25 protein-coding genes are annotated in these 26,963 nt (G+C 67.6%); 13 read left to right on the forward strand and 12 right to left on the reverse strand.

Features of this window, described 5'->3' with window-relative positions; genetic code table 11:
* Positions 1-194, forward strand: a 194-nt coding sequence (locus BW970_RS20795) for a hypothetical protein (RefSeq protein ID WP_159441460.1), incomplete at its 5' end; no start/stop codon positions are given.
* On the opposite strand, the gene BW970_RS17235 is transcribed toward BW970_RS20795, so the two are convergent.
* Positions 179-1,594, reverse strand: a complete 1,416-nt coding sequence (locus BW970_RS17235) for an oligosaccharide flippase family protein (RefSeq protein WP_076533768.1) — start codon at positions 1,592-1,594, stop codon at positions 179-181. The two genes, BW970_RS20795 and BW970_RS17235, sit on opposite strands and share 16 nt — an antisense overlap.
* Before the next feature lie 156 nt (positions 1,595-1,750).
* Between BW970_RS17235 and BW970_RS17240 the strand changes: the two genes are divergently transcribed.
* Both BW970_RS17240 and BW970_RS17245 read left to right on the forward strand, forming a co-directional pair.
* Positions 1,751-3,007, forward strand: coding sequence for a Coenzyme F420 hydrogenase/dehydrogenase, beta subunit C-terminal domain (locus BW970_RS17240; protein WP_229740548.1), 1,257 nt, complete (start codon positions 1,751-1,753; stop codon positions 3,005-3,007).
* A gap of 15 nt (positions 3,008-3,022) precedes the next feature.
* Positions 3,023-4,210, forward strand: coding sequence for a polysaccharide pyruvyl transferase family protein (locus BW970_RS17245; protein ID WP_076533770.1), 1,188 nt, complete (start codon positions 3,023-3,025; stop codon positions 4,208-4,210).
* Here BW970_RS17245 and BW970_RS17250 read toward each other — a convergent pair.
* Positions 4,207-5,256 carry a glycosyltransferase family 2 protein gene (locus BW970_RS17250; RefSeq protein ID WP_159441461.1) on the reverse strand — a complete coding sequence of 350 codons (1,050 nt, stop codon included), beginning with the start codon at positions 5,254-5,256 and terminating at the stop codon, positions 4,207-4,209. The genes BW970_RS17245 and BW970_RS17250 overlap by 4 nt on opposite strands.
* A 152-nt stretch (positions 5,257-5,408) precedes the next feature.
* Between BW970_RS17250 and BW970_RS17255 the strand changes: the two genes are divergently transcribed.
* From BW970_RS17255 to BW970_RS17265, 3 genes are read left to right on the forward strand one after another with little or no spacing between them, the layout of a single operon-like run.
* Positions 5,409-6,077, forward strand: coding sequence for a polysaccharide deacetylase family protein (locus BW970_RS17255; protein ID WP_076533773.1), 669 nt, complete (start codon positions 5,409-5,411; stop codon positions 6,075-6,077).
* Positions 6,078-6,080: 3 nt separating this feature from the next.
* On the forward strand, positions 6,081-7,259 hold the full coding sequence (locus tag BW970_RS17260; protein ID WP_076533775.1) for a hypothetical protein: 1,179 nt from the start codon (positions 6,081-6,083) through the stop codon (positions 7,257-7,259).
* On the forward strand, positions 7,256-7,990 hold the full coding sequence (locus BW970_RS17265; protein ID WP_144039005.1) for a PHP domain-containing protein: 735 nt from the start codon (positions 7,256-7,258) through the stop codon (positions 7,988-7,990). Before BW970_RS17260 ends, BW970_RS17265 begins: the two co-directional genes overlap by 4 nt.
* Before the next feature lie 3 nt (positions 7,991-7,993).
* Here BW970_RS17265 and BW970_RS17270 read toward each other — a convergent pair whose 3' ends face one another.
* From BW970_RS17270 to BW970_RS17295, 6 genes are all read right to left on the reverse strand, one after another.
* Positions 7,994-9,010: a polysaccharide pyruvyl transferase family protein gene (locus tag BW970_RS17270; RefSeq protein WP_076533779.1), complete on the reverse strand. Its 1,017-nt coding sequence runs from the start codon at positions 9,008-9,010 to the stop codon at positions 7,994-7,996.
* A 28-nt stretch (positions 9,011-9,038) separates the two neighbouring features.
* Complete coding sequence (locus BW970_RS17275) at positions 9,039-9,968, reverse strand: glycosyltransferase family 2 protein (protein ID WP_200799310.1); 930 nt, start codon at positions 9,966-9,968, stop codon at positions 9,039-9,041.
* 96 nt (positions 9,969-10,064) lie between these two features.
* The gene (locus BW970_RS17280) at positions 10,065-10,325 is read right to left on the reverse strand and encodes a spike base protein, RCAP_Rcc01079 family (RefSeq protein ID WP_076533781.1); all 261 of its coding nucleotides are present in this window, start codon (positions 10,323-10,325) and stop codon (positions 10,065-10,067) included.
* A 129-nt stretch (positions 10,326-10,454) separates the two neighbouring features.
* Positions 10,455-11,330, reverse strand: a complete 876-nt coding sequence (locus tag BW970_RS17285; RefSeq protein ID WP_076533783.1) for a CpsD/CapB family tyrosine-protein kinase — start codon at positions 11,328-11,330, stop codon at positions 10,455-10,457.
* A 21-nt stretch (positions 11,331-11,351) separates the two neighbouring features.
* Entirely contained in the window at positions 11,352-12,896 is a 1,545-nt protein-coding gene (locus BW970_RS17290; RefSeq protein ID WP_076533785.1) for a GumC family protein, read from the reverse strand.
* Positions 12,893-13,801 (reverse strand): ExeA family protein, encoded by a 909-nt coding sequence (locus BW970_RS17295; RefSeq protein ID WP_083701348.1) that lies wholly within the window; start codon positions 13,799-13,801, stop codon positions 12,893-12,895. Before BW970_RS17295 ends, BW970_RS17290 begins: the two co-directional genes overlap by 4 nt.
* 445 nt (positions 13,802-14,246) lie before the next feature.
* Here BW970_RS17295 and BW970_RS17300 point away from each other — a divergent pair, with 445 nt between their 5' ends.
* The 4 genes from BW970_RS17300 (at position 14,247) to BW970_RS17315 (ending at position 19,682) form a co-directional block, all read left to right on the forward strand.
* Positions 14,247-14,948, forward strand: coding sequence for a sugar transferase (locus BW970_RS17300; RefSeq protein ID WP_076533787.1), 702 nt, complete (start codon positions 14,247-14,249; stop codon positions 14,946-14,948).
* Between the two features lie 107 nt (positions 14,949-15,055).
* Positions 15,056-17,521 (forward strand): tetratricopeptide repeat protein, encoded by a 2,466-nt coding sequence (locus BW970_RS17305; protein ID WP_083701349.1) that lies wholly within the window; start codon positions 15,056-15,058, stop codon positions 17,519-17,521.
* Between the two features lie 172 nt (positions 17,522-17,693).
* Positions 17,694-18,311, forward strand: a complete 618-nt coding sequence (locus BW970_RS17310) for a polysaccharide biosynthesis/export family protein (RefSeq protein ID WP_076533789.1) — start codon at positions 17,694-17,696, stop codon at positions 18,309-18,311.
* 99 nt (positions 18,312-18,410) lie between these two features.
* Positions 18,411-19,682 (forward strand): porin family protein, encoded by a 1,272-nt coding sequence (locus BW970_RS17315; RefSeq protein ID WP_076533792.1) that lies wholly within the window; start codon positions 18,411-18,413, stop codon positions 19,680-19,682.
* 24 nt (positions 19,683-19,706) lie between these two features.
* Here the strand turns inward: BW970_RS17315 and BW970_RS17320 are convergent, their stop codons facing one another.
* Complete coding sequence (locus BW970_RS17320) at positions 19,707-20,105, reverse strand: hypothetical protein (RefSeq protein ID WP_076533795.1); 399 nt, start codon at positions 20,103-20,105, stop codon at positions 19,707-19,709.
* Positions 20,106-20,324: 219 nt separating this feature from the next.
* Between BW970_RS17320 and xrtD the strand changes: the two genes are divergently transcribed.
* Complete coding sequence (gene xrtD, locus BW970_RS17325; protein ID WP_076533883.1) at positions 20,325-21,926, forward strand: VPLPA-CTERM-specific exosortase XrtD; 1,602 nt, start codon at positions 20,325-20,327, stop codon at positions 21,924-21,926.
* Positions 21,927-22,100: 174 nt separating this feature from the next.
* Positions 22,101-22,739 (forward strand): VPLPA-CTERM sorting domain-containing protein, encoded by a 639-nt coding sequence (locus BW970_RS21145; RefSeq protein ID WP_083701350.1) that lies wholly within the window; start codon positions 22,101-22,103, stop codon positions 22,737-22,739.
* A gap of 136 nt (positions 22,740-22,875) precedes the next feature.
* Here BW970_RS21145 and BW970_RS21150 read toward each other — a convergent pair whose 3' ends face one another.
* Together BW970_RS21150 and BW970_RS17340 are read right to left on the reverse strand one after the other, a co-directional pair.
* Complete coding sequence (locus BW970_RS21150; RefSeq protein ID WP_229740547.1) at positions 22,876-23,544, reverse strand: VPLPA-CTERM sorting domain-containing protein; 669 nt, start codon at positions 23,542-23,544, stop codon at positions 22,876-22,878.
* A 282-nt stretch (positions 23,545-23,826) separates the two neighbouring features.
* Complete coding sequence (locus BW970_RS17340; RefSeq protein ID WP_076533800.1) at positions 23,827-24,591, reverse strand: VPLPA-CTERM sorting domain-containing protein; 765 nt, start codon at positions 24,589-24,591, stop codon at positions 23,827-23,829.
* Between the two features lie 399 nt (positions 24,592-24,990).
* On the opposite strand from BW970_RS17340, the gene BW970_RS17345 reads away from it, so the two are divergent.
* Complete coding sequence (locus BW970_RS17345; protein WP_076533803.1) at positions 24,991-26,196, forward strand: glycosyltransferase family 4 protein; 1,206 nt, start codon at positions 24,991-24,993, stop codon at positions 26,194-26,196.
* A gap of 79 nt (positions 26,197-26,275) precedes the next feature.
* Here BW970_RS17345 and BW970_RS17350 read toward each other — a convergent pair whose 3' ends face one another.
* Positions 26,276-26,836, reverse strand: a complete 561-nt coding sequence (locus tag BW970_RS17350; protein WP_076533805.1) for a VPLPA-CTERM sorting domain-containing protein — start codon at positions 26,834-26,836, stop codon at positions 26,276-26,278.
* Positions 26,837-26,963 lie beyond the last annotated feature (127 nt).

Raw genomic sequence — 26,963 nt, forward strand, 5'->3', positions numbered from 1 at the left:
CCCCCGCCGCGCTGGACCCTGCCGATCTGTGGGAGACGGTGGCCGGCCTGCCCACGCCCAAGGCCGCCAGCCCCCTCCCGACCATCGAGGCCGGAGGCGCCCCCTATGCCACCGACCTGCGCGGAACGGCCATTCCCGACAACGGCACCGCGCTGATCGGGGCGGTGCAGCGCGGGGATCAGCTTTCGTCGTAGCGCCGGATCTGGCGCCGCGCCACATAGCCGCGCAACTGGCGCGAGGCCGCCAGGGACAGCCCCAGCAGGATCGCCAGCCCGGCCCCCGTCCAGGGGTCGGGCATCCAGCCCCCCGTGGCCAGACGGCTGGCATGAGCGATGGCCACCCCGGCCAGGACCGCCGATACGATCAGCACCGGCACCAGCGGCCGCCAGGGCAGGGACAGGCGGCTCATCACCAGCCACAGCGCAATGACCAGGCCCAGGATCTCGCCCAGGATGCCCAGCCAGATCACCACCAGCAGGCCCTGGCCGGTGGCGGCGGCATACCAGGCAGGCAACAGCAGCAGCACGCGGGGAATATTGGCGATGGTGGCATTGCCGGTCCGGGCCACCGCCAGGGCGATGACCGAACTGGCCCCCTTGCCCACCCGGCAGCCCTGCATCAGCGCCAGCCAGGTCAGAAGCGGGATGGCGGCGGCATATTTCTCGCCAAGCGCCAGATGCAGGAGGGGCCCGCCCAGCAGGCCGACCCCCGCCACCAGCAGCGCGCCCAGCACCAGATGGGCCTGGATCGTCACCACTGACAAGGCGGCGAATTCTGCCGGATCGTCCTTGCTGGCCGAAAGCTGGGGCAGGAAGAACTTGCTCAGCACCCCGGCCAGCAGCCCGACCGGCGCCATGGTCAGCGACAGCGCCATGGAAAACACCGCCAGCGTGGCCATGCCCAGCTCGCGCCCCACGATCATGCGGTCGCCATTGAAGATGACGAACATCAGGATGCCATTGAGCATGATCGGCCAGCCAAAGCGCAGGCTGGTGGCCATGATGGCCCGGTCAAAGCGCAGCTGATAGGGCCGCCGGGCCACCAGATGGCTGGCCAGCACCGACAGGGCGGCCTGCAACAGCACCGCAAACAGCAGCACCCGGAAATCGCCGAACATCAGATACAGCGGCCAGACCGCCAGCAGCGATCCCAGCGCGGGCAGCGCGCCCGAGATCAGCGTGGGCCAGTAGTTCATCTGCCGGGCCAGCCGCTGGGCATCGAAATGTTCGAAGGCGCGCAGCACCGGGGCCAGGGCGACCAACTGATAGGCCCAGACCAGATCGGACAGGCCAAAGAACCAGGCCATCGGCCAGGCCAGAACCACCAGCGCCATCCCGTTGACCAGGCCGCGCAGCACCTGGAACCCTTGCAGCGCCGCCTGAAAGGCCGGGTCATTGCCCTCGCGGGCCTGCACGATCTGCTGTTTCAGCCCCAGCGCCGAGACCATCTCGATCACGGCCATGGCCACCATGAAGGTGGCGGCGATGCCGAAATCCTCCAGGCTGATCAGCGCGGCGGCCAGCAGGCTGCGCAACATGCCCAGAAGCGTGTTGGACAGATTGCCCGAGAGGATCAGCGCAAAGGATCGGAACATGGGCTATCGGGGGTCTTCCGGGCGTGCCGCCCTGCTTGTCCGGGCTTTGGCCCCCCCTGTCAAGCGGCAAGACCGTGCCGTGCCTGCCATGGATTGGCCATTAAATGGTGGCAATCCGGCGCGAAACCGGGTCTTAAGACAGCGAGCAGACCGAGATTGCAGACCTTGATGCCCGATCCGTTTTCCCCCGGCCTTGCCCGTGTTGCCCGTGGCGATCTGTGTTCCGGTTGCGGCGGATGCGCGGCGCTGGCGCCGGATCGCATTGCGATGGCCCCCGATGCCGCAGGGTTCCTGCGCCCGGTCCAGAGTGCCGCGCTGGATCCGGCACAGGAGGCCGTCCTGACGCAGATCTGCCCCGGCCTTGGCCAGACCGTCGTGGCGGGCGGGCGGCCCGACCATCCGCTCTGGGGACCGTTCCTGGCGATGTCAAAGGGCCATGCCGCCGATCCCGCGCTGCGCCATGCCGGGGCCTCGGGCGGCGGGCTGAGCGCGATGGCGCTGTGGCTGCTGGACAGCGGCACCGTCGATGCGGTTCTTGTGACCGAGGCCGATCCGGACAATCCGCTGGGCAACCGGACCACCCTGGTGCGCGACCGGGCCGGGGTGCTGGCGGCGGCCGGGTCGCGCTATGCGCCGGCCAGCCCGCTGGCGGGGCTGCGCGCGCGGCTGATCCCCGGCGCCCGCCATGCGCTGGTGGGCAAGCCCTGCGATGTGGCGGCGTTCCGCGCGCTGGCCGCGCAGGATCCGGCGCTGGCCCAGGCGGTGCCGGTGGTGCTGTCGTTCTTTTGCGCGGGCACGCCGTCGCTGACCGGCGCGCGGCGCGTGGTCGAGCGGATGGGGGCCGATCCCGCGGCGGTGCGCGCCTTTCGCTATCGCGGCATGGGCTGGCCCGGTCTGGCCAGCGCCACGCTGGCCGATGGCACGGTGCGGCAGATGAGCTATGCCGAAAGCTGGGGCAAGGTGCTGTCGGCCCATGTCCAGCATCGCTGCCGCATCTGTGCCGATGGCACCGGCACGGCGGCCGATCTGGTCTTTGCCGATGCCTGGGAGGCCGATGCCGATGGCTATCCGCTGTTCGAAGAGGCCGAGGGCGAAAGCCTGATCGTGGCCCGCACCGCGCTGGGGGCCGATCTGCTGGCCGGTGCCAGGGCGGCGGGCCGCCTGGTGGCCAGCCCCTTCGATCCGGCCGGACTGGCCGCGATCCAGCCCGGACAGCGCAGCCGGCGGCAGGGCCTGTTGGGGCGGCTGGCGGCCTTATGGCTGCTGGGGCGCCCGGTGCCGCGCTATCGCGGGCTGGGCCTGCGCGCGGCCGCGCGGCAGGGGGGGCTGCGGGTGGTCTGGCGCAATTTCCTTGGCATGGCGCGGCGGGCCCTGCGCCGCCGCCGCCCGGCTGCCCCCCGGCCCCAAGACTGACGCAAAGGTAGCACCATGCTCAAGATCGCGCTGATCGCCCATTCCACCCGCTCCGACAACATGGGCGTCGGCGCCCTGACGGTCGCCGATATCGACATCCTGCGTCAGGCGGCGGCACGGGCCGGAACCCCGGTGCGCTTTCTGGTGGTCGACTGGAAGGACCGCCGCGTGCCCTATGTCACCGGGCCGGATATCGAGATCCGCCCGATCCGCGCCCGCGACATCCTCAAGCCCTGGGTCTATGCCCGCATGATCGCCGATGCCGATATGGTGGTCGATATCGGCGGCGGCGACAGTTTTGCCGATATCTATGGCGGGGCGCGGCTGCGGCGGATGATGGCGATGAAATACATCGCCCATGCGCTGGGGCGGCCCTTCGTGATGGCGCCGCAGACCGTCGGGCCGTTCAAGGGCGCCACCGCACGCTGGTTCGCCGCGCGGTCCATGGCGCTGAGCCGCATCGTGGCCACCCGCGACGACATGTCGGCCCGCATCGCCCGCGAGATGGGGCGCGCCGATCTGGTCGAGGCCTCGGATGTCGCGCTGCGGCTGCCCTATGCCGCGCCGCCGCCGCGCGATCCTGGCCGCCCGTTGCAGGTGGGGCTGAATGTCTCGGGCCTGCTGATGAACGGCGGCTATACCCGCAACAACATGTTCGGCCTGTCGGTCGATTATCCGGCCCTGATGCGCGGCGTGATCGCCGATCTGCTGGCCCATCCGCTGGGCTGCCAGGTGCATCTGGTGCCCCATGTGATCACGGGCCGCGGCGGGGTCGAGGATGACATGGCGGTGTCGCAGGCGCTGGCGGCCGAATTTCCGGCAGTCACGGTGGCCCCGGCCTTTGCCTCGCCCTCGGATGCGAAAAGCCATATCGCCGGGCTGGATTTCTTTGCCGGGGCGCGGATGCATGCCTGTATCGCGGCGTTTTCCTCGGGCGTGCCGGTGGTGCCCATGGCCTATAGCCGCAAATTTGCGGGTCTGTTCGGCAGCCTGGGTTATGATCGCACGGTGGATTGCACCCGCGACGATGCCGACAGCATCCGCCGCAGCCTGATCGCGGCGCTGGAAACCCGCGTGGTGCTGGAAGCCGAAATCCGGTCGGCCCTGGCCCTGGGCCTGGCGCGGCTGGACCGCTACGAGGAGGCGCTGGTCGGGCTGATGCAGGCCCGGATGGCGCAGCGCGGGATCCGGGCCGGCGCCTAATCCTCCGAGGCGAAACAGGCCGCGCGCAGCTCCAGATACAGCGCATCCACCTGGTCGGGCGGGGCCATGAGCAGATCCATCCCCACCCGTGCCGCCGCCCGCGCCCCCGCCAGCCGGTCGCGGCCGAACTCTCCGCGTGCCCCGGCCAGATATTGCGCGATCTTGTAGCGTTCGAACCGGCGCAGCGCGCGCTGGACCGCGCGGTCGGTCTGGCCCGAGCGGGCGATCACATAGGCATGGTTCAGCAGTTGCATCGCCCCCAGCGCGCGGCCATTGGCGCGGCGCTGCGGCGCCTTGTGGTGATAGATCCGGGCCTTGCGCGCGCCCACCAGCAGATGGCTGCGCAGCACCTGGAACCCGGCATCGACATCCTCGAACAGCGCATAGCGCCCCAGCGCCTCGTTGAAGCCGGACTGCCGGATCACATCGGTGCGGAACGACATGCGGAACCCCGTCATCCAGGGCACGGTGATCGCCTCTTCCCCGGCCAGCCAGTCCGGGGCGGGGGGCAGGCGGGCATAAAGCCGTTCGGCGGCCAGATGAAAGGGATCGGGGACATAGCGTTCCTCGAACCGGCGGCGCGGCTGGCTGATCCGGGCGCGCAGCCGGTCGGCCAGCGTCATGCGATAGGCGCTGGCAGCGGTGTCCAGCACATCGGGCGGCGGCGCATGGGATTCGGCCGAACAGACGCCACCGATCCGGCCCCCGGTGTCCAGATCGTAGATGCGCAGCATCGCCTCGATGGCGCCGGGCAACAGCAGGCTGTCATCGTCGGGAAAGAACACCACCTCGGTGCGCACCCTGGCCAGGCCGATGTTGCGCTGCACCGTCATGCCCGGCGGGCTGGGAACATGGATCAGCGGCACCGGGGTCGTCGGGGCCAGCCGGGCCATCAGCGCCTGATTGGCGGAGGGATCGTCCGAACTGTCGATGACCAGCAGCTCTGCGGGCAGGCGGCTGGCGCGCAGATGCAGCGGCAGCGCCAGGGCCAGCGCCTCGGGCCGGTTGCGGGTGACGATCACGGTCGTATGGAGGGTCGCGGTCACGGGCATCCGTCCTCTGGCAGGCCCCTGCGGTTGTCCTGCATGGGCTGGCCCCGGTCAAGCGCCGAAGTTCCGGCCCCGGCCCCGCGGCAGCGCCTCGACAGGGGGGTGGCTTTGCAATAGCCTTGGTCCGGATTGGCGGGTGGGCCGGACCGATGCGATTGATCATACTGAATTTTCACGGCATCGGCGACCAGCCGCTGACCCGCGAGCCGGGCGAGGCGGACTATTGGATCAGCCCGGCCATGTTCGACGAGGTGCTGGCCCTTGTGCGCCATCACCAGCAGCACCGCCCGATCGGGATCACCTTTGACGATGGCAACCTGTCGGATCTGGCCATCGGTGCCGAGGGGCTGGCCCGGCACGGGCTGTCGGCCACCTTCTTTGCCCTGTCCGACCGGCTGGAGGACAGCGCCAGCCTGTCGGCGGCGGATCTGCGCCGCCTGCTGGGGATGGGGCACCGGATCGGCACGCATGGGGCGGCGCATCTCGACTGGACCGGGCTGGACGCGGCCGGATTCCGGCGCGAGCTGGACCAGTCCACCGCCGTTCTGACCCAGGCCATCGGCCGCCCTGTCACCGAAGCGGCGATCCCCTTTGGCCGCTACAACCGGCGGGTGCTGGCCGAACTGGCCCGCCGCCCGTTCGGTGCCGTCTACAGCTCGGATGGCGGGCCGGTGCATTCGGGGCGGCTGCCGCTGCCGCGCACCTCGGTGCGGGCCGACATGACCCCGGCCCGCATCGACCGCCTGCTGGCGCAGCCCGAACCGCTGGCCCGGCGCCTGCGCCGCGCCGCCGCGCGCCTGAAGAAACGCTGGGAGTAGACCATGGCCCATGTCCTGATCGGCTTTGCCGAGGCTTTGCCCGCCCCCGAGGTGGTGTTCTCCCTGCGCGCGGCAGGGCATGAGGTATCGGCCTTTGGCCGCACGGCGGCGCTGCCGCTGGCCCGGCTGCCGCTGCGGGGCCTGCATGTTCTGCACGATCTGCGCCATCATCCCGATGCGGCGGTGGCCGCGGTGCAGGCGCTGATGGCCGGGCCAGAGGCGCCCGATGTGGTGTTGCCGCTGGACGATGCCGGGCTGTGGCTGGTGGATGCCGCCCTGGGGGCCGATCCGCGGGTGGCCGGGGCCACCGGCGATCAGGCCCGCATCGCGCTGGACAAGCGGCGCCAATGCGAACTGGCCCGGCTCTCCGGGCTGAACGTGCCCGAAACCGTGATCCTGGAGGCCGGATCCCCGGCCCCTGCCGGGTTTCCCCTGCCGGCCATCGTCAAGCCTGCGCTGGCGGTGAAGGTGGGGCCGCAGGGCCTGGAGAAAGGCCCGACGCGCTATCTGCTGGCCGATGCGGACCGGGCCGGGCTGGACGATCTGGCCACGCGCAGCGGCCAGCCCTTTCTGATGCAGCCGCTGATCGCCGGGACCGGCGAGGGGATTTTCGGATTTGCCACAGCCGAAGGGGTGCTGGCCTGGTCGGCCCACCGGCGGGTGCGGATGATGAACCCGCATGGGTCGGGGTCTTCGGCCTGCGCGGCAGAACGGCCCGATCCGGGGGCCTGTGCGGGGATCGCGCGGTTCATGGCCGCCTGTGGCTGGCGGGGACCGTTCATGATGGAATTCCTGCGCGATGCCGATGGCAGATTGTGGTTCATGGAGCTGAATGGCCGGATGTGGGGGTCGCTGGCGCTGGCCCGGCGGCAGGGGCTGGAATATCCGGCCTGGGCGGTGGCGGCGCAGGCGGATCCGGGGTTCCGGCCGGTGCCGCTGTCGGGCCTGCCGCCACTGCGGGGCCCGGTGCGCAATCTAGGGCGCGATCTGCTGCATCTGCTGTTCGTGCTGCGCGGACCCAGGACCGCCTTTCACCGCCAGGGCTGGCCCCGGTTCTGGCACAGCTTGCGCGGGGTGCTGGCCCCGGCCCGGCTGCGGCAGTTCTACAACCATGATCCGGCGCATCGGGGCTATGTGCTGCGCGATACGGTCTGGACCCTGCGGCAGGCGTTCAAACGATGAGGCGGATGCGCGTGGTGATCCATGCCCATTCGCTGTGGTCCTATGACGGGCGCTACAGTCTGGACCGGATCGCGCGGATCTATGGGCGGCTGGGCGCCGATGCCGTGATGATGACCGAGCATGACACCGGCTTTGCCCCGGAGCGGTTTGCGGCCTATCGCGCGGCCTGTGCCGCCGCCTCGACCCCGCGCTGCCATCTGGTGCCGGGGATCGAATATTCCTCGCCCGACAATGACATCCATATCCTGACCTGGGGGGTAGGGCGGTTTCTGGGGGAACACCGCCCCGTTCTGGACACGCTGCGCGATGTGCAGGCGGCAGGCGGGGTGGCGGTGCTGGCCCATCCGGCCCGGCGCCGCGCCTGGGCCAAGGTCGATCCGGCCTGGTTCGGCCTGTTGCATGGCATCGAGTTGTGGAACCGCAAGGCCGATGGCATCGCCCATGGGCCAGAGGCGCTGGCGCTGATCCGCCAGACCGGGCTGCCCGCCTTTGCCGGGCATGATTTTCACCGCCTGCGCCAGATCTGGCCGATCTGGCAAGGGGTCGATCCGCCCCCGCCCGGCGCCGATCCCGAAGCCGCGCTGGTGGCGGCCATTGCCGGGGGGCGCAGCACGGCGATGGCCTTTGGCCGCCCGGTCCTTGACCCGGACGGCGCCCCGCGCAGCCTGCATCATGCCCGTGCCGAACGCCTGCGCCGGGGCCTGCGCGACCTGATCCGCCGCAAGGGCTGAGGCTCAGCCGCGCGGCATCTGGTCCAGCAGGGCGCGCGCCTCGGCATAGTCGCGGGCGACATGGGTGCGGTCGTCTTGGCCCCAGGCGGCAATGAAGCGGCTGGTCTTGCCATAGAAATTGTCGATCACCACATGCGGCTTGCCCAGCAGGCTGGACAGGATATGCCCGTGCAGCCGGTCGGTGACCACGATTTCGGCCCGGTCGATCTGGGTCAGGCCAAGCGTCACCCGCGCCATCGCCATGCGGTCGAACATCTGCGCCCAAAGGCGGGCCAGCGGGGCGCCGGGAGCGACCATCGCCCCGCCCAGCACCAGCTTTTCGGCCTTGCGGCGCAGGGCGGAATGGCGGTTCCAGTCTTCGGCCACCGCCCCGGCGGCCAGCAGGGCGGCCCGGCCGGCGGCCGCATCGGGCCGCTGTTCATGGTCGTCGCGCAGAAGCGCCACCACACCCCGTGGCGTGGTCGCAGGGGCAGGGCGGTGATCCGCCACAAGGCAAAAGGCGCTGTCGGGGGCCAGGATCACCGGACAGTCGAAATGCCGGGTGGCAAAGGCATGGCTTTCATGGTCGCGCACCATCAGATGAAAATCGCGATGTGCCCCGATGGCGCGCTTGCTGCGCTCGATCGCGGCCGGATCGCGGTAATGGATCGACTGGGGCAGTTGCACGATCCGGTGGCGCGGGTGATGGGCCAGCACCGCCTCGCGGTAGGTCTGATAGGCGGGCCAGACATCGCCGAAATTGCCGCCGCCATGCAGATAGATCAGCCGGTCCTCTGGCAGGTGGCGGCCGGGCCGGTCGGGGGCATAGCGCACATGCGAGACATGGTCGGGCCCGCGGCCATGCAGGCGCCGCAGCAGCACCGCCTCTCCGGCCCAGATCGCGCTGTCGCCGATGTTCCAGTGGCTGGGGTAATCCAGCAGCCCATAGCGGGGCCGCCCGGCGGCCAGCGGCGCCAGCGCCGCGTGCAGGGTGGCCGCAATGCTCCGGCACAGGGTCTGCGGATCGGGAAGGGCGGTCATGGCAGGCAGGATCCTGTCTGGGGCGGGGTCATTCGGCAGGGCGCGGGCGGTTCCAGCGCCCCGACAACTGGGCCGGATCGCCCCCGGCCAGCAGCCAGAACATGACCCGCGCGCGATAGGCGCGGATGCGGGCCAGCGCGGCAAAGGCCAGCGCCCGCGACCGCAGCCCCGAGATGCGGTCGCAGGTGGCCACCCGTGGCAGTTCGGCCAAGGGCGACAGGCCCATGGCCAGCGTCTTGGCCAGGAACCGCGCCTTGCCGCCGCGCCGGGCACAGGCCGCCTGGTAATCATGCGCGCTGTGGCGGTCCCATTTGGCATAAAGCCCCGAGAAATCGTCCCGCGCCGGGTGATAGACCCGCATTCCCGCGACATAGCGGATGGCATGGCCGCGGGCGGTGGCACGCTGGCCCCAGTCGCGGTCCTCGGCCACATCCAGCCCGCCAAAGGGGCCGACATCCTCGAACACCGCGCGGCGCATCACCAGATTGCCGGTGCCGGTGAAGCCCTGCTGCGCGATATAAAGATCCATCCGGTAGGCATAGATGGATTCATACGCCTCCAGCATGGTCAGCCGCCCCGGATCGGCCAGGGCGATGCGCACATCGCCGCCCAGGATGGCCGCGCCAGGATCGGCCAGCGCCGTTTCGGCCAGCGCCAGCCAGCCCGGATCGGCGATGCAATCGGCGTCGATGAAGGCCAGCACATCGCCCCGCGCCGCGGCCACGCCACGGTTGCGCGCCGGACCGGGGCCGGGCACCGGCTCGTAGAGCAGGGTGACGGCGGGATGCGCCTGGCAGATCGCCTGCGGCAGTTCGGCCGAGCCATTGTCGACCACGAGGATCTCGTCCGGCGGGCGGCGCCCCGAGGCCAGCGATGCCAGACACCGCGCCAGCATCTGCGGCTGGTTGAGATGCGGGATGATGACAGAGATCATTGGCACGGTGCGGCTGCGGGCCATCGGGCGATCCTTTGGGCGAGGCGTCTTCTGTCTGCACCCGGATTGTGAAAAATCAAAGGCGAATACGGTGTTTTCCAACGCCGCAGTGTCGCGCGATCAGCTCAGCGCGACAAGCCCCCCCGCAGTGGTTCCCGTGGCGAGGATCTGGGCGGCCCGCACCGGATACAGCGCGCCGGGCTGGGCATTGGCCAGGGTGATCTCGCTGCCCGAGACCAGACGCAGGCGCAGATCGCCGCCGGTTCCGACATAGATCGCCCGGCTGACCCGTGCGAGCGGCTGGCTATCCGACGGGGTGACGGATTCGCCCTCCTGGGCCGGGGCGGTCAGGGTGGTATGGTGGGTGGTGAACGGATCCATGTGGCTTTTCCCTGGAACAAGGGCCCCGTCGGTCCGGGGCCGGCAGGGCAGAGCATCGCCGATCGAGATTAACAACCGCGCAGCCCTGCGCGCGCCGCTGTGCCGCGGCGCGCAACATCGGCCGCCCGGTCAGTCATAGGCGCCATAGCCCTCGGTCCGGTCCATGTAGCGGCATTTGTTCAGCACCACGCCCAGGACATTGGTCTGGGTGGCCAGATCGCGTTCGCAGACGTCGATTTCCTTGACGGTGGTGGTTTCGGCCGCCGCCAGCAGCAGCACGCAATCCAGTTGCCCGGCAAAGGCCATGACATCATCCCCGGCCAGCATCGGCGGCAGGTCGAAGATCATCACATCCGGGGCATAGATCTCCTCGATCCCGGCCAGGGCGGTCAGGGCGCTCGAACTTTGCAGCAATTCGGCGGGGGCCCGGACAGGCCCGGCACAGGCCCCGATCGCCAGGTTCTGCGCACAGCGCAGCCCGGCCTGGGCGAACTCCGCCTCGCCGCGCAGCACCTTGGCGAAATCGCCGCCGCCCCGCAGGCCCAGCTTCTTGCCAAAGGACGGGCGGCGCAGGTCGGTTTCCAGCAGGATGCAGCGCTGTTCGGCGTTGCGCGCGACCCCGAAGCCCAGGTTCATCACCATGGTCGTCTTGCCGCAGCCCGGTGTGGGCGAGGTGATGCCCAGCCGCTTCCAGCCCTTGCTGCGCATCTGGTGCAGGACGCGGGTGCGCAGCATGTCGAAGGCGCCGGTTTCGGAATGGCCGGTCCCGCCGATGATGCGCTGGCGTTCCAGCAGGGCGCGGTCGGGCGGCGACAGGGGCAGCGCCTCCCAGGCGGCGGTCGCCTCTGCCGGGCGCAGCGCGGGGCCCAGCAGCATGGGCGCGGGGGCGGGCCCCGCAGCGGTCGCCGGATTGGGCGCCGGGCCCGTGGCGGGGGCCGGATCGGCCGGGTCAAGGCCGCTGCGGGCCGCGCGGGCCTTGGCAATGGCAGACTGGATGCGTTCCATGGTGGTCGTTCCCTTCCCGCCTCAGGCCAGAGACAGCTTGCTGAGAAGCCGGTTGAACAGCATGTCAAGCGGCATGACATAGGTCTGCACCGCCCAGAGGCCCACGGGGATCAGCACCAGAACCGCCAGGAAGGCCAGCCCGATCACGGCCCGGCGGCGGCGGATTTCCTGACGGGTCCGCAGATAGGGCAGCGTGGCAAAGGGGGTGATGCCCAGCTTGCTCGTCAGATCCACCGGACGGCGGATCGCGCTGTTGAGGAATTCCAGCAGCACCACCAGCGCCAGACCCAGCGCCAGCCCGCCCCCGACCCCGGCAGCGGCGATCATCGGGCGGTTGGGGCTGGTGGGTGCGCGGGGCACCACGGCCTGTTCGATCACCGAGATCCGGCCCCCCTTCGACAGGGTTTCGATCAGGTCGCCGGTTTCGGCCCGTGCCTTGTTGGCCACGGCCTGGTTGTACTGCACGCGGATGTTGGCATAGTCGCGTTCCAGCGTGTCGAGGGCGATGGCATTGCGCGGCGTGGCGTCGATGGCGGCCTTCAGCTCGGCCAGACGCGCCTCGATGCGGGTGGTCTCTTCGGTCAGCGCGGCGATCTGGCCGTCGAGATCGGCCAGCTGGATTTCATAGGCCGACAGCCCGGCCGTATCCGCCCCGCCCTGGGCCGCAACGGTGCGTTCCAGCGTGGCGATCTGGCCTTGCAGCATCAGGATGCGTGGATTGGTCGGCGACAGCACCGCCAGCAGCCCGTTCATCTGGTCCTGCAGGCTTTTGAGCTGGCGTTCCTCGGGGGTCATGTTGCGGCTGTTGGTGATTTCCACCTGGCCCGTGGTTTCATACAGGGTGACCAGCCGGGACCGGCGTTCCTCCAGCAAGGCGCGGTCGCGCTGCAACTGGACCAGCCGGTCCTGTTCCATTGCCTGCTGGCGGCGGCGAAATTCCAGGTTTTCCGGCAGCGCCTCCTGGTTTTCGGTCTTGAAGGTCAGGATCCGGGCGCCGATCCGGGCCAGTTCCTGGTCAAGGCGCTGCACCTCCTGGGCAAAGAAATCCAGCGTCTGCCCGGCGGTGCCGGTGCGCATGACCACATCCTCGCGCAGGATCATCGTCACCACATCATTGGCCACCGTGGCGGCCATCTGCCCGGTCGAGGCGCGGAAGGCCACGCTGACCAGGGTGGCCTGGCCGCTGGCGCCCCGGCGGGCCGGGCCGCCGGTGACCGCGATCTCGATCCGGTTGCGCATGTCGGCGACGATTTCATCGGGGTTCATCCGCTGGTCGGGCGGAAGGTTCGCATAGATGCCCAGCCGGTTCGCCATCTCGATCAGGTTGGCGCGGGTCAGGATGCGCTGCTGGATGATCTGCAACCGCTCGCTGGATTCGACCTGCACCGTCGAGGCGGCCAGATTGCCGGGGATCTGCTCGCTTTCGACCAGCAGCCTGGCCTGGGTGACATAGACCGGCGGCAGCAGGGTCGAGACCGTGACCCCGGTCGCCGTGCCCAGGGCGAGGGCGATCAGGAAATAGGGCAGCCGCCGCATGAACAGCGACAGATAGAACCGGAAATTCATGCCGGGGATCCCCTGCTGCTGTCGGTGCGCTGGAACATGGGGCTGGCCTCGTCGGTTGCAGGGGGGCGGGCGCCGGCGGCAAAGAACACCCCATCGTCAAGCACCTGTTCGATGGTGGTTCGGGTCACGCGGGCGGCGTTCTTGGTAAAGGCATAGACCAGCGCCAGATCGCACAGCTGGTTGACCAGCCGCGGCACGCCGCGGGCGGCCTCGGCCACCAGCGCACAGGCCTGGGGGGTGAAGATTTCGGTCTGGGCCCCGGCCTTGCGCAGGCGATGGTCGATATAGCCGCGCACGGTGGGGGCATCCATCGCGGGCAGATGGAAACTGGCCGTGACGCGCTGTGCGAACTGGGTCAGATCCGGGCGGTGCACGATGTCGCGCAATTCGGGCTGGCCGACCAGCACCAGCTGCAACAGCTCGTCCTTGTTGGAATTGATGTTGGTGAACATGCGCAGCTCTTCCAGCGATTCCCGGCTGAGGTTCTGCGCCTCGTCGAAGATCAGGATCACCCGGCGGCCAGCGGCATATTCGCTGATCAGGAAGTGCTGGAACTGGGCGAACAGATCGACATAGCCCTTGTCGGGGGCCGCAGGCTGATCCAGCGCCATCAGCACCCAGCGCAACAGCTCGCCCCGGTCGCCATGGGCATTGGCGATCAGCCCGATCCGCACCTCTTCAGAGACCGATTGCAGCAGATGGTGCAGCAGCGTCGTCTTGCCGGCCCCGACCTCGCCGGTGATCAGGGTGATGGGGGCGCGCGTCACCAGGCCGAATTCCAGCATTCCGTAAGCGCGCTGATGCGCGGGCGACCAGAACAGGAAATCCGGGTCGGGAACCAGGGAGAACGGCCGTTCGGTCAATCCGAAATGCGCGTTGTAAATATCCAGCGTAAAGCGCCCCATGATACTCCCGACATGATTACGTGGATGACCTAGAGGCAAATTCTGGCATCAATTTGTCGCAACGAACAGGCATGGCCCCCGCAGCAGAAAACACTTTTTCTGGATACAGTTGCCCCGCCCCTGGCGCAAGCCGAAGCGGAGATTTGCAGCGCCGACAGGGGAAATTCCGGCAGATTCGCACGCCCGGCCCGAAGTGGCGGCCACATCTGCGCAACAGTGCCCGGCCGGGCGCGGCTTTGTTTCCGGGGCAGGCGAAAATATTGATCCATCAAGGCTATTTTGTGGCAGCCGGTTCGAAACTCTTTGCGAGAATCCTTGCCAGAGTGTTAACGTCCCCTTGTGCTGCCATAGCCTCACCTGTCGGTTTCCTGCCTCCTCCGGGGGTGGCCGGCTTGCGGCAAATGGCATCCGGTGTGGGACAAGGTGATTTTTTCAAGAGGATGTCATGACCACTCATTATCGTGACCTGCAAGCGTCGATTGACGAAAAATCGCTTGCAGCGCCGGTGGGGATCGGCGGGGTTTTCCGCGCCCGCCGGCTGTCATACCGGCGCACCGGGAAATGGGCGCTGGATGTCGTTCTGGTGCTGCTGAGCCTGCCCTTCGTGCTGCCGCTGGTCGGGGTTCTGGCCCTGGCCATCTTCCTGCGCGACGGCAAGGCGCCGTTCTACAGCCAGGACCGTCTGGGCAAGGGCGGCCGCATCTACCGGCTGTGGAAGCTGCGCACCATGGTGGTCGATGCCGACCGGCTGCTGGCCGCGCATCTGGCGGCCGACCCGGCCGCCCGCCAGGAATGGCACGAAACCCAGAAGCTGAAGCACGACCCCCGGATCACCCGCGTCGGGCGGCTGCTGCGCAAAAGCTCGCTGGATGAACTGCCGCAGCTGTGGAACGTGCTCAAGGGCGACATGAGCCTGGTCGGCCCCCGCCCCATGATGCCCGACCAGCGCCCGCTCTATCCCGGCGAGGCCTATTACCGCCTGCTGCCCGGCATCACCGGCCCCTGGCAGGTGTCGGAGCGCAATGCGACCACCTTTGCCGCCCGCGCCGGATTCGACACCGATTACGAAGACCGCCTGTCGCTGGGCACCGATCTGCGGCTGCTGCTGGCCACGGTTCGGGTGGTGATCCGCGGCACGGGCTACTAGCCGGTCCGGGTCCGCCCCCTTCGGGCAGGAATGCCCTTGATTTGACTTGTTTTGGCCTCGCTTTGCGGGAAACTGGGCCGCGACAGTCCCTGTGTTGCGAACGGATCATGATCAGACGCCTTGCTCTCTCTCCCTTGCTTGCTGCCGGTCTGCTGGCCAGCACGCTGATGCTGTCCGGTTGTGAAAGCTCCGAGGAAAAGGCCGAACGGCATTTCCAGTCGGCCCTGACCCTGCTGGAGGCAGGCGATCAGGACCGCGCGCTGGTCGAATTGCGCAATGTCTTCCAGCTCAACGGGTTTCACCGCGAAGCCAGGGAAACCTATATCGCCATCCAGCTCGAGCGCGGCAACATGCGCGAGGCCACGGGGCAGTTGCTGCGCCTGGTCGAGCAATATCCCGACACGCTGGAGGCCCGCCAGAAGCTGGCCGAACTGGCGCTGATGCGGGGCGACTGGCTGGAATTCGACCGTCACGGACATGCCGCCGTCGAACTGGATCCCGCCCCGGTTGCCAGCCGGGCCATCGCGGCCGCGCTGGCCTATCGCGCGGCGCTCAGCGGACGGTCCCCCGAAGGCCGGGCCGAGGCCGCCGATCTGGCGCGCGCGGTGCTGGCCGAGGCGCCCGACAACCCGATCGCGCAGCGCATCGTGATCGACGCGCTGATGGCGGGCGACAGCGTGGCCCAGGCGCTGCCCGAGATCGACCGCCTGCTGGCCGAAGAGCCCGACAACGAGGAATTCCACATGCTGAAGTTCCGCCTGCTGGTCCAGCAGGAGGAGACCGAGGCCGTCGGGGAGCAGCTGCGCGAGATGCACCGGCGTTTCCCCCAGAACGAGGCCGTGCGCCAGTGGCTGCTGTCCTGGTATCTGGGGCGCAACGATCTGGACGGGGCCGAGGCCTTTCTGCGGTCGCTGGCCGGGCCGGACGATGGCCCGATCGAGGGGCATGTGGCCGTGGTGCAGATGTTGCAGGCCACCCGCGGGGCCGCCGCGGCGCGTGCCGAACTGACCCGTCTGGCAGAGGCGACCCGCGACACCCCGACGGGGGCATTCTGGCGCGCGCTGGGGGCGGTGCAGGATTATTCCGAAGGCCGGCGCCAGGAGGCGGTGGCCGAACTGGAAACCGTGCTCAAGGACGCGCCGGAAAACGAACAGACGCATCGCATCAAGGTGATGATGGCGCAGATCCTGTTGTCCGAGGGCAATCCGGTCGGGGCCCGCGCCCGGATCGAGGAGGTGCTGACCGCCGATCCCGGCCATGTCGATGCGCTCAAGATGCGCGCGGCCTGGCGGATCGCCGAGGACAAGCCCGGCGAGGCGATCGTGGATCTGCGGGCCGCGTTGAACCAGGCGCCCCGCGATGCCCAGGTGCTGACGCTGATGGCGCAGGCCCATGAACGCGAGGGCGCCCGCGACCTGGCCGGGGAACGGCTGGCGCTGGCGGTCGAGGTTTCGGGGAATGCCCCCGAGGAATCGCTGCGCTATGCCCGGTTCCTGCTGCGCGAGGGCCAGGGCGATGGCCGGACCTATGTGGCCGAGACCGTGCTGAACGATGCCCGCCGCGCCAGTCCCGGCCATGTCGGCGTGCTGGAACTGCTGGGCGAGATCCAGATCGCCAACCGCAACGAGGAACGCGCGCAAGAGATCATCGCCACGCTGTCGGCCCAGACCGATCCCGCCGCCGCCGAAGCCGCGCGCAGGCTGGAAACCGCCATGGTGCTGGCCCGTGGGCGCAACGAGGAAAGCCTCGCCTTCCTGCAAGGCATGATCGAACAGGGCGATACCGACCTGCGCACCCTGGCGGTGATGATGGATGCCCAGTTGCGGGCGGGCAAACCCCAGGAGGCCCGCAGCTTCCTGCAAGGGCGCCTGACCCAGGATCCGCAGAACCCCGAACTGTTGCAGATGCTCGCCATCCTCGAAGGGTTGCTGGGCAATGTCGAGGCGGCCGAAACCGCCTATCGCCAGGTGCTGGATCTGGTGCCGGCCGCGGAAAACACCGTCCGGCTGTATTACAGCCTGCTGATTTCGGCCGGACGCGATGACGAGGCCGGGGAATTGCTGCGCACGGCGCGGGCCAGCAAGCCCAAGTCGCTGATGCTGGGCTGGCTGCTGGCCGGCCATGTCGAGCGGGCAGGCGATACCGACGCGGCCATCGGCATCTACGAAGAGCTTTATGCGCTCGATACCAGCAACACGGTCATCGCCAACAACCTGGCCAGCCTGATCACCACCTACCGCCAGAGCCCCGAGGATCTGGAACGCGCCTTTGCCATCGCACGGCGGCTGCGCGGGCTGGAGGCGCCGGCCTTCCAGGACACCTATGGCTGGATCGAGTTCCGGCGCGGCAATATCGAGGAGGCGCTGCGCTATCTGGAACCGGCAGCGGCCGGCCTGCCCGAGAATGCCCTGGCGCAGTTCCACCTTGGCATGGCCTATGCCGCCACCCCCGGACGCGAGGCCGATGCCATTGCCGCCCTGACGCGGGCGCTGGAACTGGGCGAGGACAGCGGCCTGCCCCAGATGGAAACCGCCCGGCAAAAGCTGGACGAACTGACGGCAAAGGCGCCCTGACCGGGGGGCTCTGTGGCGTGACCAGCACAGATCCGCAGGATATGCAGCACAGAACGGGCCCGGTCGCCGCGCATGGCTTCTGCCGCAGGCCAAAGTGCGTTAGGACAGATCAACACAAAGGCATCGGCCCGGCGCCCGCGCTGGTCCGACCTGCCGAGAGGGAGAACGAAAGATGAGAATCCTCCTTGCCGTGCTGGCCCTGCTGGGCTCTGCGCTGCTGGCCGGGGCCCCTGCCCAGGCCCAGCAATACATGGTGCGTCCCGGCGATGTGCTGCGCATCGAGGTTCTTGAGGATCCGGGCCTGAACCGTTCGGTCATCGTGGCCCCCGACGGGCGGATCTCGATGCCGCTGGCCGGGGTGTTCAGCGCCTCGGGGCGCCCCTTGGAGGCGGTGCAAAGCGAACTGGCCCAGCGGCTGGCCGGCAATTTCGCGGTGGCGCCCAATGTCTTTGTCTCGCTGGAACGGCTGGGCGAGGCGCGGGCGACCGGCGGCGCCCCCGGCAAGGCGGCCAGCATCGGGGTCTTCGTGATGGGCGAAGGCGCCAAGAGCGGCCGGATCGACCTGGCGCCCAACACCACCCTGTTGCAGGCCTTTGCGCAGATGGGCGGGTTCAGCAAATTCGCCGCCACCAAGCGCATCCAGCTGCGCCGGGTGGACCGCGCGACCGGGGCCGAGCAGATCCATACCTTCAACTACGATGCCATGGTGAAGGGTGAGACCCGCAGCGGTCTGACGACGCTGATGGATGGCGATGTCATCCTGGTCCCGCAACGGCGCCTGTTCGAATAACACATGTGGGCAGGGGGCGCGGCGGGCAGCTTCTGGCACAGGCGGTTTCGCGGGGGCCTTGCGCCGGACCGTGCCGCAGACAGCGTCGGGGGCGGCAGAATGAGGCAGCGACAGGGCAACCGGCGTGGACTGGCCATCGGCGTCGTCCTGATCGGGGGGATTGCGCTGTCGGCGCAGGCCCTTGGGCAGGATCTGCGCTTTGGCTTCGACCAGCGGTTCGAGGCCAGCGACAACCAGGCGCTGCGCGCGCCCAGCCAGGGCTCCAGCCTGACATCGACCAGCCGCCTGTCGTTCGGCTATACCAGCGAAACCCCGGCCGCGACGTTCCAGTTCGGTGGCAGCGGCGTTCTGCGCGGGGTGTCGGGGGCGGTCAAGGGGCAGGGCGGTTTCCAGGATCCCTCGCTGCGGATGTCCTATACCCGGACTGCGGCCAGCGGGGAATTCGGCCTCTCGGCCCGGCTGACCAGCAATGAAATCGCCTTTCTGCGCCCGTTCGAGGATTTTCTCGATCCCGAAACCGGCGAATTCGTGCCCCCCGAGGATCTGGAGGATCTGACCGGCTCGGGGCGGCGGACCAGCTATGGGGCCGATGCCCGGCTGCGCCTGGGCGACCAGGCGCGCGTTGGAACCACCCTGCGCGCCGGGATCCGCGGCACCCGCTATCAGGGCGTGACCAACCCCGCGCTGGTGGACAGCCGCCGGGTGTCGGCCGGGCTGGGCCTGCGCTTCAGCCTGTCCAATGTCACCGAGGCGGTGCTGGACATGGGATGGTCGCGGTTTTCCAACCAATCCGCGCTGCAACCCGACCGTGATACGCTGTCGCTGTCGCTTGGCCTGTCGCATGACCGGCCCGATGGCCGGCTGACGGCCCGGCTCTCGGCGGAAAAGCGCGATGCAAGCCGCACCCGCTATGGGATCAGCCTGGGCCGGTCGCATGATCTGCTGCGCGGCGGGCTGTCCTATGGGTTGGGCGTCACCTGGGGCGATGCCGCCGGGCGGCGGCTGAACGGCAATATCGCCTGGACCCATGAGCTGCCCGATGGCCAGATCCGTCTGGCGGTCAACCATGGGCTGGCAACCGGCAGCAATGACAGCACCCGGCAAGTCACCAGCGCGACCTTTGGCTGGCAGCATCGCGTGACCGAACTGTCGGCGCTGTCGCTGGACATGGGGTTGCATGACAGCCGCAACCTGACCACCGGCACCTCGGTGCGCAATGTCAGCCTTGGGCTGGGCTACAGCCACCAGATCACCGAGGATTGGGCGCTGAACACCGGCTACCGCCACCGCCAGCGCGACAGTTCCGGCACGCAGGCCCGGTCGAACACCGTGTTCCTGAGCGTCAGGCGCGATTTCGCAACCCGGTTCTGACCTGCCATCCGGGGCGGGCCGGCGCTATCCGGCCCCTTCCTGGATTTCGAGGGCGGTGATGCGGTTGCCGACCCCGATGATCCGCACAAGGATGAACCTTGGCCGACCGCTCAGCACATGCTGCGGGATATAGTCGAACCCCGGCATCACCCGGCATGAATAGGGGATCTGCGCGCGGGCCTCGGGGGTGGCAAAGAACGGATCGCCCCCGTCTTCGGGATCGCGCCGGTGAAAGCGGTGATAATTCGCGCGGTCCTGCTGGACGATGGCACAGAAATCGGCCAGCCGCTGGCCCGAGGAATTCACCATATCCTGCGGCCCCAGGGTGGCATGGTAATAGCCGATCTGATCCTGGGCCCGTGCCTCGGGGGCCATCAGACCCAGCAGGGGCGCTGTCAGCAGGCAGGCAAGCAACGGGCGCATGGGGTCTCTCCTTGGGGCAGGATCCGGGCCCCCAGACTGGCCGCGATGCGGCCCGCGATCAAGCCTGACCCGCGGCCAGGGCAAAACCACTGCTGCCGCTTTGTAAACATGCCGTTTCCGGCTTGCGTTTCTGTCGCCAAGACCGGGCATGGCGGTTATAGTGCGGGGCATGGCATCCGCCCCGCCCCGGTTCCAGACGATTTTGCAAAGGCCCGATTGATGTCGATTTCCAGTACTCCGGAAACTGCCCGGACCCTGCCCTTTGGCCTGAACCCTGCGGGGCTGTTCTGGTTTGCGGTTCTGGTCGCGGCGTCGGTGCCGATCTACTGGATCGGGCTGGTCTCGCTGGGCAAGGCGTGGTCCACGCCGGAATACAGCCACGGGCCGCTGATCCCGGCGATTTCGCTGTATCTGTTCCTGCGCGAACTGCGCCATACCCCGCCGGCCCCGGCGGGAACCCCGGCCAATCGCTGGCCCGGCCTGGCGCTGGTGGCCTTTGCCCTGCTGTTCGGGATTGCCGGCAATCTGGTGCGCATTCCCGATCTGGTCGCCTATGCGCTGATCCTGTGGGTCGGCGGGGTGATGCTGGTGGGGTTCGGCTGGGCGCAGGGGCGGCGGCATTGGGCGCCGGTGCTGCATCTGGTCTTCATGCTGCCGCTGCCGCAATTCCTGTACTGGAAGATGTCGATCTTCCTGCAAGGCATCTCGTCGCAACTGGGGGTGTGGTTCGTCAGCCTGGCCGGGGTGCCGGTGTTTCTGGACGGCAATATCATCGACCTGGGCGTCTACAAGCTTCAGGTGGCCGAGGCCTGTTCGGGCCTGCGCTATCTGTTCCCGATCCTGTCGTTTTCCTATCTTGTCGCCATCCTCTATCGCGGGCCGATGTGGCACAAGGCCGTGCTTTTGCTGGCTGCCGCGCCGCTGACCGTGTTCATGAACTCGTTCCGCATCGGGGTGATCGGGGTGATGGTGAACTGGCGCGGCATCGAACATGCCGAAGGCTTTCTGCACTTCTTCGAAGGCTGGGTGATCTTTGGCTCCTGCGTGGCGATCCTGTTCCTGATGGCGATCGTGCTGCAACGCCTGACCCGCAACCCCAAGCCGCTGGCCGAGGTGATCGACCTCGACTTCTCGGGCTTTGCCGCCCAGGGTGCGCGGTTCTTCGGCATTGCCGCCTCGCGCGGGCTGGTGGCGGCGGCGGTGCTGTCGCTGGCGGTGGCCGCGGCTTTTGTCGCGGTGCCGCCGCCGCCGCCGATCCAGCCCGAGCGCGACGATTTCCTGCTGTTCCCGCGCAATATCGGCAGCTGGTCGGGCACGCCCACCCGGTTCGATCCGGCCACGGAACGGGTGCTGGGGGCCAGCGACTATATCACCGCCAATTACGCCTCGGCGGGCGAGCGGGGCTATGTCAACTTTTTCTCGGCCTGGTATGCCAAACAGACCGAAGGCCAGGCGATCCATTCGCCCGAGGTCTGCCTGCCGGTCGGCGGCTGGGAAGTGTTCTCGATCGACCCCTATACCGTCTCGATCCCCGGCACGGTCTATGGCGACTTCACGCTGTTGCGCGCGGTCATCCAGAAGGGGCTGGACAAGCAGATCGTCTATTACTGGTTCGAACAGCGCGGCAAGCGCATGACCAATGATTTCGCGGTCAAGGCCAGCGTGGTCTATGACAACCTGACCATGGGCCGTGGCGACGGTGCCATCGTGCGCTTTACCACCCCGCTGGAGCGCGGCGAGGACGAGGCCCAGGCCGATGCCCGGCTGCAACGCTTCATGGCGGATCTGTTGCCCAGGCTGCCGCGCTTCGTGCCGGAATGAGATGACATCCTGGCAGGTTTCCGATTGGGAACCCTGCCGGGTCAAATCATGAACAAGGCCAAAATGTGGCAAGATTATGGCGTAGGGTGGGTTCCCCTACGTCAAACGTCTTGACGCGAATCACCTGCGATCCCCACCCTTTTCGGACAGTGAATTTTTATTGGAGATCGTAGCATGAACACTTACCGGAATGTTTCGGCCGCTCTTATGGCCATTGTCCTGGCGGCACCAGCCGCGCAGGCCGCAACCGTCAACCTCGACCTGGCGCCCTTTCTCACCGGCGATGTGATCGAGGATGTTTCGCCCGGATATGGCAGCGAGGGGCCGGTGACGCTGAACTGGAACCCCACCGGTGAGAGTGGGCGCAGATTGATTCACTGGAACGGCAGCTATTCCGGCCGGGATGCCGCCTATTGCGCCAGCGGCACCAACTGCGCGCTCGATCTGACAGTGGCGGCGGGCCATAGCGTCACGCTGGACAGCTTCTGGCTGGGCGGCTGGCCCGATAGCAACCGCAATGTGACCTGGAGCGTGATGGATCTGGCCGACAGCAGCATCGTCGCCAGCGCCGTCAGCGCATTGGTCAGCGGTGCCACCGGGCTGGCCAATGCGATCGGCGCAACCTCGGACACCGGGTTCCGCATCCTGTTTGGCCCCGATGGATATAATGCCGGGATCAACGACATCACCTACAGCTATGCCCGGACGGGTGGGCCTGGCCCGGCACCGATCCCGCTGCCTGCGGCGGGCTGGATGCTGATCGCTGGTCTGGGCGGGTTGGTCGCCTTGCGGCGGCGCAAGACCGCCGCCTGAGCCATGACAGGCTGGCCGGGGGTCGCCCCCCGGCCGGTTTCATCCGGCATGGTCCAGCCGGACGGCACAAGAAAAGACGGCGCAAGAAAAAAGGCCAGCCCGGAGGCTGGCCTTTCATCGGATGTATCGGGGTCGTTCAGGCCGATTTGCGGCGACGACGCAGGGCGGCAAGGCCACCCAGACCGGCGATCAGCATCCAGCCCGCCGCAGGCAGCGGGATCGGTGCCGGGTTGGAGGCGGCGGTGAAGTTCGCTTCGAACAGGGCATTGCCGAGGTTGCTGAAGTAGTTCCAGCTCGAATTGCCGAACGGATCGCTGGTGTTGTTCCAGACGAAATAGTTCAGGCCGGGGGCATCGGTGCCCGAGGGCATGGTGGTGATCGCGGGGGCATTGCCCAGGCCGAACACGGTCAGGAAGGCGACATAGAGGTTGCCGGCCACCACCGAGGTTCCGCCGGTCACGAAGGTCAGCGGGCTGAACTCCGACGAGACCGGGGCGCTGGCATAATGGGTGAGCGGCGAGCCGAAGTTGTAGCCATGCGACGCGCTGCCGTTCCACGACCCGACGGCGCCGACGACATTGCCCACATCCCCGTTGAGGAACAGGGTGAAGCTGTCGAGCGTGCCGGTCACCGGGGCGGTGAAGACCTGGCCATAGGTCATCGTATCGGGGATACCGAACGACCCGATGCTGCCACCTGTCGGGCTGTTCGAAATGGTGACAGCCGCCACCGGCGCAGCGGTCACAAGGCCGACAGCAAGGGCGGCAGCAGCAGCAAGGGCGCTCAGCCGGAGTTTCAGGGACATCATAATCTCCACAATCGAGAAGCTGCCCCAGCGTCGTGACCCGGAGCGGAAATGGCGGCCAAGCAGATGCGACTCATCCGTTGGTGCCTTATTCTTACCACAATTTCGGGAATGTCTATCAAAAGAATGAGACTTTCTTTCGATTCCAATCGTTTATACGGAAACGATCCCTTGGCGCGGCGATTTTTGTGCGGCTTTCGGAAACACTGCGCGGAACAAGCCGACATTCCATGCAAAAGGCGGCCACCCCAGGGGATGGCCGCCAGTCTGCGTGACCGGATCTCAGGCTGCCTTGCGGCGACGGCGCAGCGCGGCCAGACCGCCCAGGCCCGCGATCAGCATCCAGCCTGCCGCCGGCAGCGGGATCGCCGACGGATCGGGCGGCAGCGAGCCTTCGTCGAGCAGCGCATAGCGCACCTGGCCCCCCATCACGAGGTATTCGCCGATCCCGTTGCCCCAGAACGAAACGCTGGTGAATTCGTCGGAATCGTCAAAGGCGGCGACGAAAATCTCGTAGACGCTGGAGGCCGGGTTGCTCTGGCTGGGGAAACGCCCCTCGGCCGTGGTCGTGGCCGAGGCCACCAGGATCGGCGCGCCGCCATCGAACGAGATGTAAAGATCGGTGCTGGGCTGGAAGCAGCAGGTGGCCCAGTCGCCGACTTCGAAGCCGATCGAGTTGATGGCCGATGCGAAGGTGAAGGTCAGGCCGCTGCCGAAATAATCCATCGGGTCGGTCCGCGGGTTGAAGCCGCCGCCTGCCGGGTTGATGCCGACCACCCGGCCCGACATCGTGCCATAGGAGGTGGTGGACAACGACCCGCCGTTGTTGCGGGTGATCACATAATCGCCCCGGTCCACCGACGTGCCCGAAAAGTTGCTGTTCCACACATCGACATTGACGGTGCCGCCAGCGCCCGTGACCGTGGAATCGAACGAGCTGACGCCCGCAGTGATCCCGTCAAAGACCGTCACGATGGTCGCCTGGGCCGCTGTCGCTGCCCCCAGGGTGACCGCCGCGGCCACCAAGGCATTTTTCACGCTGAACATGATATTTCCTCTCGAAAGGTGATCGACAAATTCAAATGAGCAAAGGCGCAGACAACGCCATCCACACCCCCTCACCCACAGCGGCAAGCTATCACGGAATCGAGACGAATCAAAAAAGGAAAACCGAAACTGCAAGGAAATACGGCGATTTTTGGGCGATTCCGGCAGGGTGGCAGAAAATTCATTTCTGTGGCAGAAACAATCACGAGGCTGTGGTCGGTCGGCAATACAGGGCGGAAACTGTGGCCGGGTGCCGGTCGTCGGCCCTGGCCTGCGGGGCCGGTGCCGCGCGGCCACCCTGCGGGGGGATTCGGCCGATCTTCCGACATGTCTCTTGGCTTGTTAGGCGTTCTTGCTTAAGCCGTTAGCGTTGAACCATACGGCAGGATTTCGGATACGATGCATTCAGACAGACGCCGCGTCCTGATCGTGGTGGAAAACCTGCCCGTCCCGCTGGACCGCCGCGTCTGGCTGGAAGCGACGACCCTTGTGGCCCATGGCTATGAGGTCTCGGTGATCTGTCCGATGGCGCGCGGCTGGAATGCCCCTTACGAGATGATCGACGGCGTCCATATCCATCGTCATCCCATGCCGCTGGAGGCACATTCCGGCGCGGTGGCCTATGCCCGCGAATATGGCAATGCGATCCGGCACTGGTTCCGCCTGGCGCGCGACATCCGCCGCGGCCGTGGCTTTGACGTGATCCAGGGCTGCAACCCGCCCGATCTGGTGTTCCTGCTGGCCTGGTGGTACCGGCTGCGCGGCGTGCGCTACATCTTTGACCATCACGATGTCTGCCCCGAGCTGTTCGAGGCCAAGTTCGGCAAGCGCGGCTTGCTGTATACCGTGATGAAGCTGCTGGAGCGGCTGACCTTTGCCAGCGCCACCGTGTCGATGGCCACCAACGAGAGCTTTCGCCAGATCGCCATCGCGCGGGGCGGCATGGCGCCAGAGGATGTGTTCGTCGTCCGCTCGGCCCCGCGCACCGAAAGCTTTCTGCCCGGCCCGGCCGATCCGGCCCTGCGCCAGGGGGCGGGAACCGTCATCGGCTATGTCGGGGTGATCGGGCAGCAGGAAGGCATGGATCTGCTGGTCGAGGCCGCCGACCGGCTGGTGCGCAGGCTGGGGCATCAGGATGTGCATTTCCTGATCGTCGGCTTTGGATCCCATCTGGACGAGGTCAAGCGCGATGTCGCCGCCCGTGGGCTGGAGGCGCATTTCACCTTTACCGGCGCGCGCTATGGGGCCGATCTGCTGGCGGCGCTGAATTCCTGCGATATCGGCGTGGTGCCCGATCCCAAGAACGAGATGAACGACATCTCGACCATGAACAAGATCATGGAATACATGGCGCTGGAAAAGCCGCTGGTGCAGTTCGATCTGGCCGAAGGTCGCGCCTCGGCAGGCGAGGCCGCGCTTTATGCCCGGCCCAATGATCCGGTGGATTTCGCGGAAAAGATCGCCCAGTTGATCGCCGACCCGGATCTGCGTGCCCGGATGGGCCGGATGGGGCGGCAAAGGGTGCTGGATCGTCTGGGCTGGGATCATTCGGTGCCGCATCTGCTGGCGGCCTATGACCGGGCCTTTGCCAGGATGGGGCGCTAAGACGGGAGCAGCCCCGCCGAGACGACAAAGGGCGCGGCCTGTGCGGCCGCGCGCCCGGTCTTGCCTTTGGTACGGCGGATCAGACCGTCTTGCGACGGCGCAGCACGACCAGCCCGCCCAGTGCGCTGAGCAGCAGCACGGCACCCGCCGGCAGCGGGATCGGCGCCGGGCCGCCATCGAGCGGATCCCCCGAATACCAGACCGAGGCATGGGACAGCCCGTTCATCGAGTTCCCCGGCCCCAGCGTGCCCCACAGCCCGTTCAGCCCTTCGGCGGTGTCGAGCTTGAACAGCGCATAGGAACTGGCCTGTTTCAGGGCTACCATCATATGTTCATAGGCCGTACCGGCCAGCGCCCAGGTCTGGCCCACCAGCGAGATCGAGGCATTGCCGCTGCCGCCGCCATCGGTGGCGCCGCCCAGCGTCCAGCCGGTTTCGCCAAAGATCGACGACAGCGCGGTGATGTCGTTCTTGTCATTGCCACCAAAGCAGCCATGGGCCGTCACCTTGTCCGGCATGCCTTGGGTCAGCGTATAGGTGACTTGCTGCATACCCGATCCGATCGAACAGGTCGCAGCACTGGCCGTGCCTGCCGAAAGGGCAAGAGCGGTCACAAGGGCCAGGGACTTCAGAATTGTCATGTTCAATGCCTCCTACGCAGAGAATGGACAGCAGATTTCCCTTTCCCGGCATGGCGGTCTGCCCGTCTGGTATGGGCAGGGCGTCAACCGATCGCCTTTATTTTGCCCCTTTTCTGCCTTGTTTGCA

Source organism: Gemmobacter megaterium (assembly GCF_900156815.1).
GTDB classification, from domain to species: Bacteria; Pseudomonadota; Alphaproteobacteria; order Rhodobacterales; family Rhodobacteraceae; genus Wagnerdoeblera; species Wagnerdoeblera megaterium.

What these genes read in the sequence shown, in the direction of transcription:
- BW970_RS17235 (WP_076533768.1), bottom strand. Translation starts at nt 1,594, where the DNA reads ATGTTCCGATCCTTTGCGCTGATCCTCTCGGGCAATCTGTCCAACACG.
- BW970_RS17245 (WP_076533770.1), top strand. Translation starts at nt 3,023, where the DNA reads ATGCTCAAGATCGCGCTGATCGCCCATTCCACCCGCTCCGACAACATG.
- BW970_RS17255 (WP_076533773.1), top strand. Translation starts at nt 5,409, where the DNA reads ATGCGATTGATCATACTGAATTTTCACGGCATCGGCGACCAGCCGCTG.
- BW970_RS17260 (WP_076533775.1), top strand. Translation starts at nt 6,081, where the DNA reads ATGGCCCATGTCCTGATCGGCTTTGCCGAGGCTTTGCCCGCCCCCGAG.
- BW970_RS17265 (WP_144039005.1), top strand. Translation starts at nt 7,256, where the DNA reads ATGAGGCGGATGCGCGTGGTGATCCATGCCCATTCGCTGTGGTCCTAT.
- BW970_RS17270 (WP_076533779.1), bottom strand. Translation starts at nt 9,010, where the DNA reads ATGACCGCCCTTCCCGATCCGCAGACCCTGTGCCGGAGCATTGCGGCC.
- BW970_RS17275 (WP_200799310.1), bottom strand. Translation starts at nt 9,968, where the DNA reads ATGGCCCGCAGCCGCACCGTGCCAATGATCTCTGTCATCATCCCGCAT.
- BW970_RS17280 (WP_076533781.1), bottom strand. Translation starts at nt 10,325, where the DNA reads ATGGATCCGTTCACCACCCACCATACCACCCTGACCGCCCCGGCCCAG.
- BW970_RS17285 (WP_076533783.1), bottom strand. Translation starts at nt 11,330, where the DNA reads ATGGAACGCATCCAGTCTGCCATTGCCAAGGCCCGCGCGGCCCGCAGC.
- BW970_RS17290 (WP_076533785.1), bottom strand. Translation starts at nt 12,896, where the DNA reads ATGAATTTCCGGTTCTATCTGTCGCTGTTCATGCGGCGGCTGCCCTAT.
- BW970_RS17295 (WP_083701348.1), bottom strand. Translation starts at nt 13,801, where the DNA reads ATGGGGCGCTTTACGCTGGATATTTACAACGCGCATTTCGGATTGACC.
- BW970_RS17300 (WP_076533787.1), top strand. Translation starts at nt 14,247, where the DNA reads ATGACCACTCATTATCGTGACCTGCAAGCGTCGATTGACGAAAAATCG.
- BW970_RS17305 (WP_083701349.1), top strand. Translation starts at nt 15,056, where the DNA reads ATGATCAGACGCCTTGCTCTCTCTCCCTTGCTTGCTGCCGGTCTGCTG.
- BW970_RS17310 (WP_076533789.1), top strand. Translation starts at nt 17,694, where the DNA reads ATGAGAATCCTCCTTGCCGTGCTGGCCCTGCTGGGCTCTGCGCTGCTG.
- BW970_RS17315 (WP_076533792.1), top strand. Translation starts at nt 18,411, where the DNA reads ATGAGGCAGCGACAGGGCAACCGGCGTGGACTGGCCATCGGCGTCGTC.
- BW970_RS17320 (WP_076533795.1), bottom strand. Translation starts at nt 20,105, where the DNA reads ATGCGCCCGTTGCTTGCCTGCCTGCTGACAGCGCCCCTGCTGGGTCTG.
- xrtD (WP_076533883.1), top strand. Translation starts at nt 20,325, where the DNA reads ATGTCGATTTCCAGTACTCCGGAAACTGCCCGGACCCTGCCCTTTGGC.
- BW970_RS21145 (WP_083701350.1), top strand. Translation starts at nt 22,101, where the DNA reads ATGAACACTTACCGGAATGTTTCGGCCGCTCTTATGGCCATTGTCCTG.
- BW970_RS21150 (WP_229740547.1), bottom strand. Translation starts at nt 23,544, where the DNA reads ATGTCCCTGAAACTCCGGCTGAGCGCCCTTGCTGCTGCTGCCGCCCTT.
- BW970_RS17340 (WP_076533800.1), bottom strand. Translation starts at nt 24,591, where the DNA reads ATGTTCAGCGTGAAAAATGCCTTGGTGGCCGCGGCGGTCACCCTGGGG.
- BW970_RS17345 (WP_076533803.1), top strand. Translation starts at nt 24,991, where the DNA reads ATGCATTCAGACAGACGCCGCGTCCTGATCGTGGTGGAAAACCTGCCC.
- BW970_RS17350 (WP_076533805.1), bottom strand. Translation starts at nt 26,836, where the DNA reads ATGACAATTCTGAAGTCCCTGGCCCTTGTGACCGCTCTTGCCCTTTCG.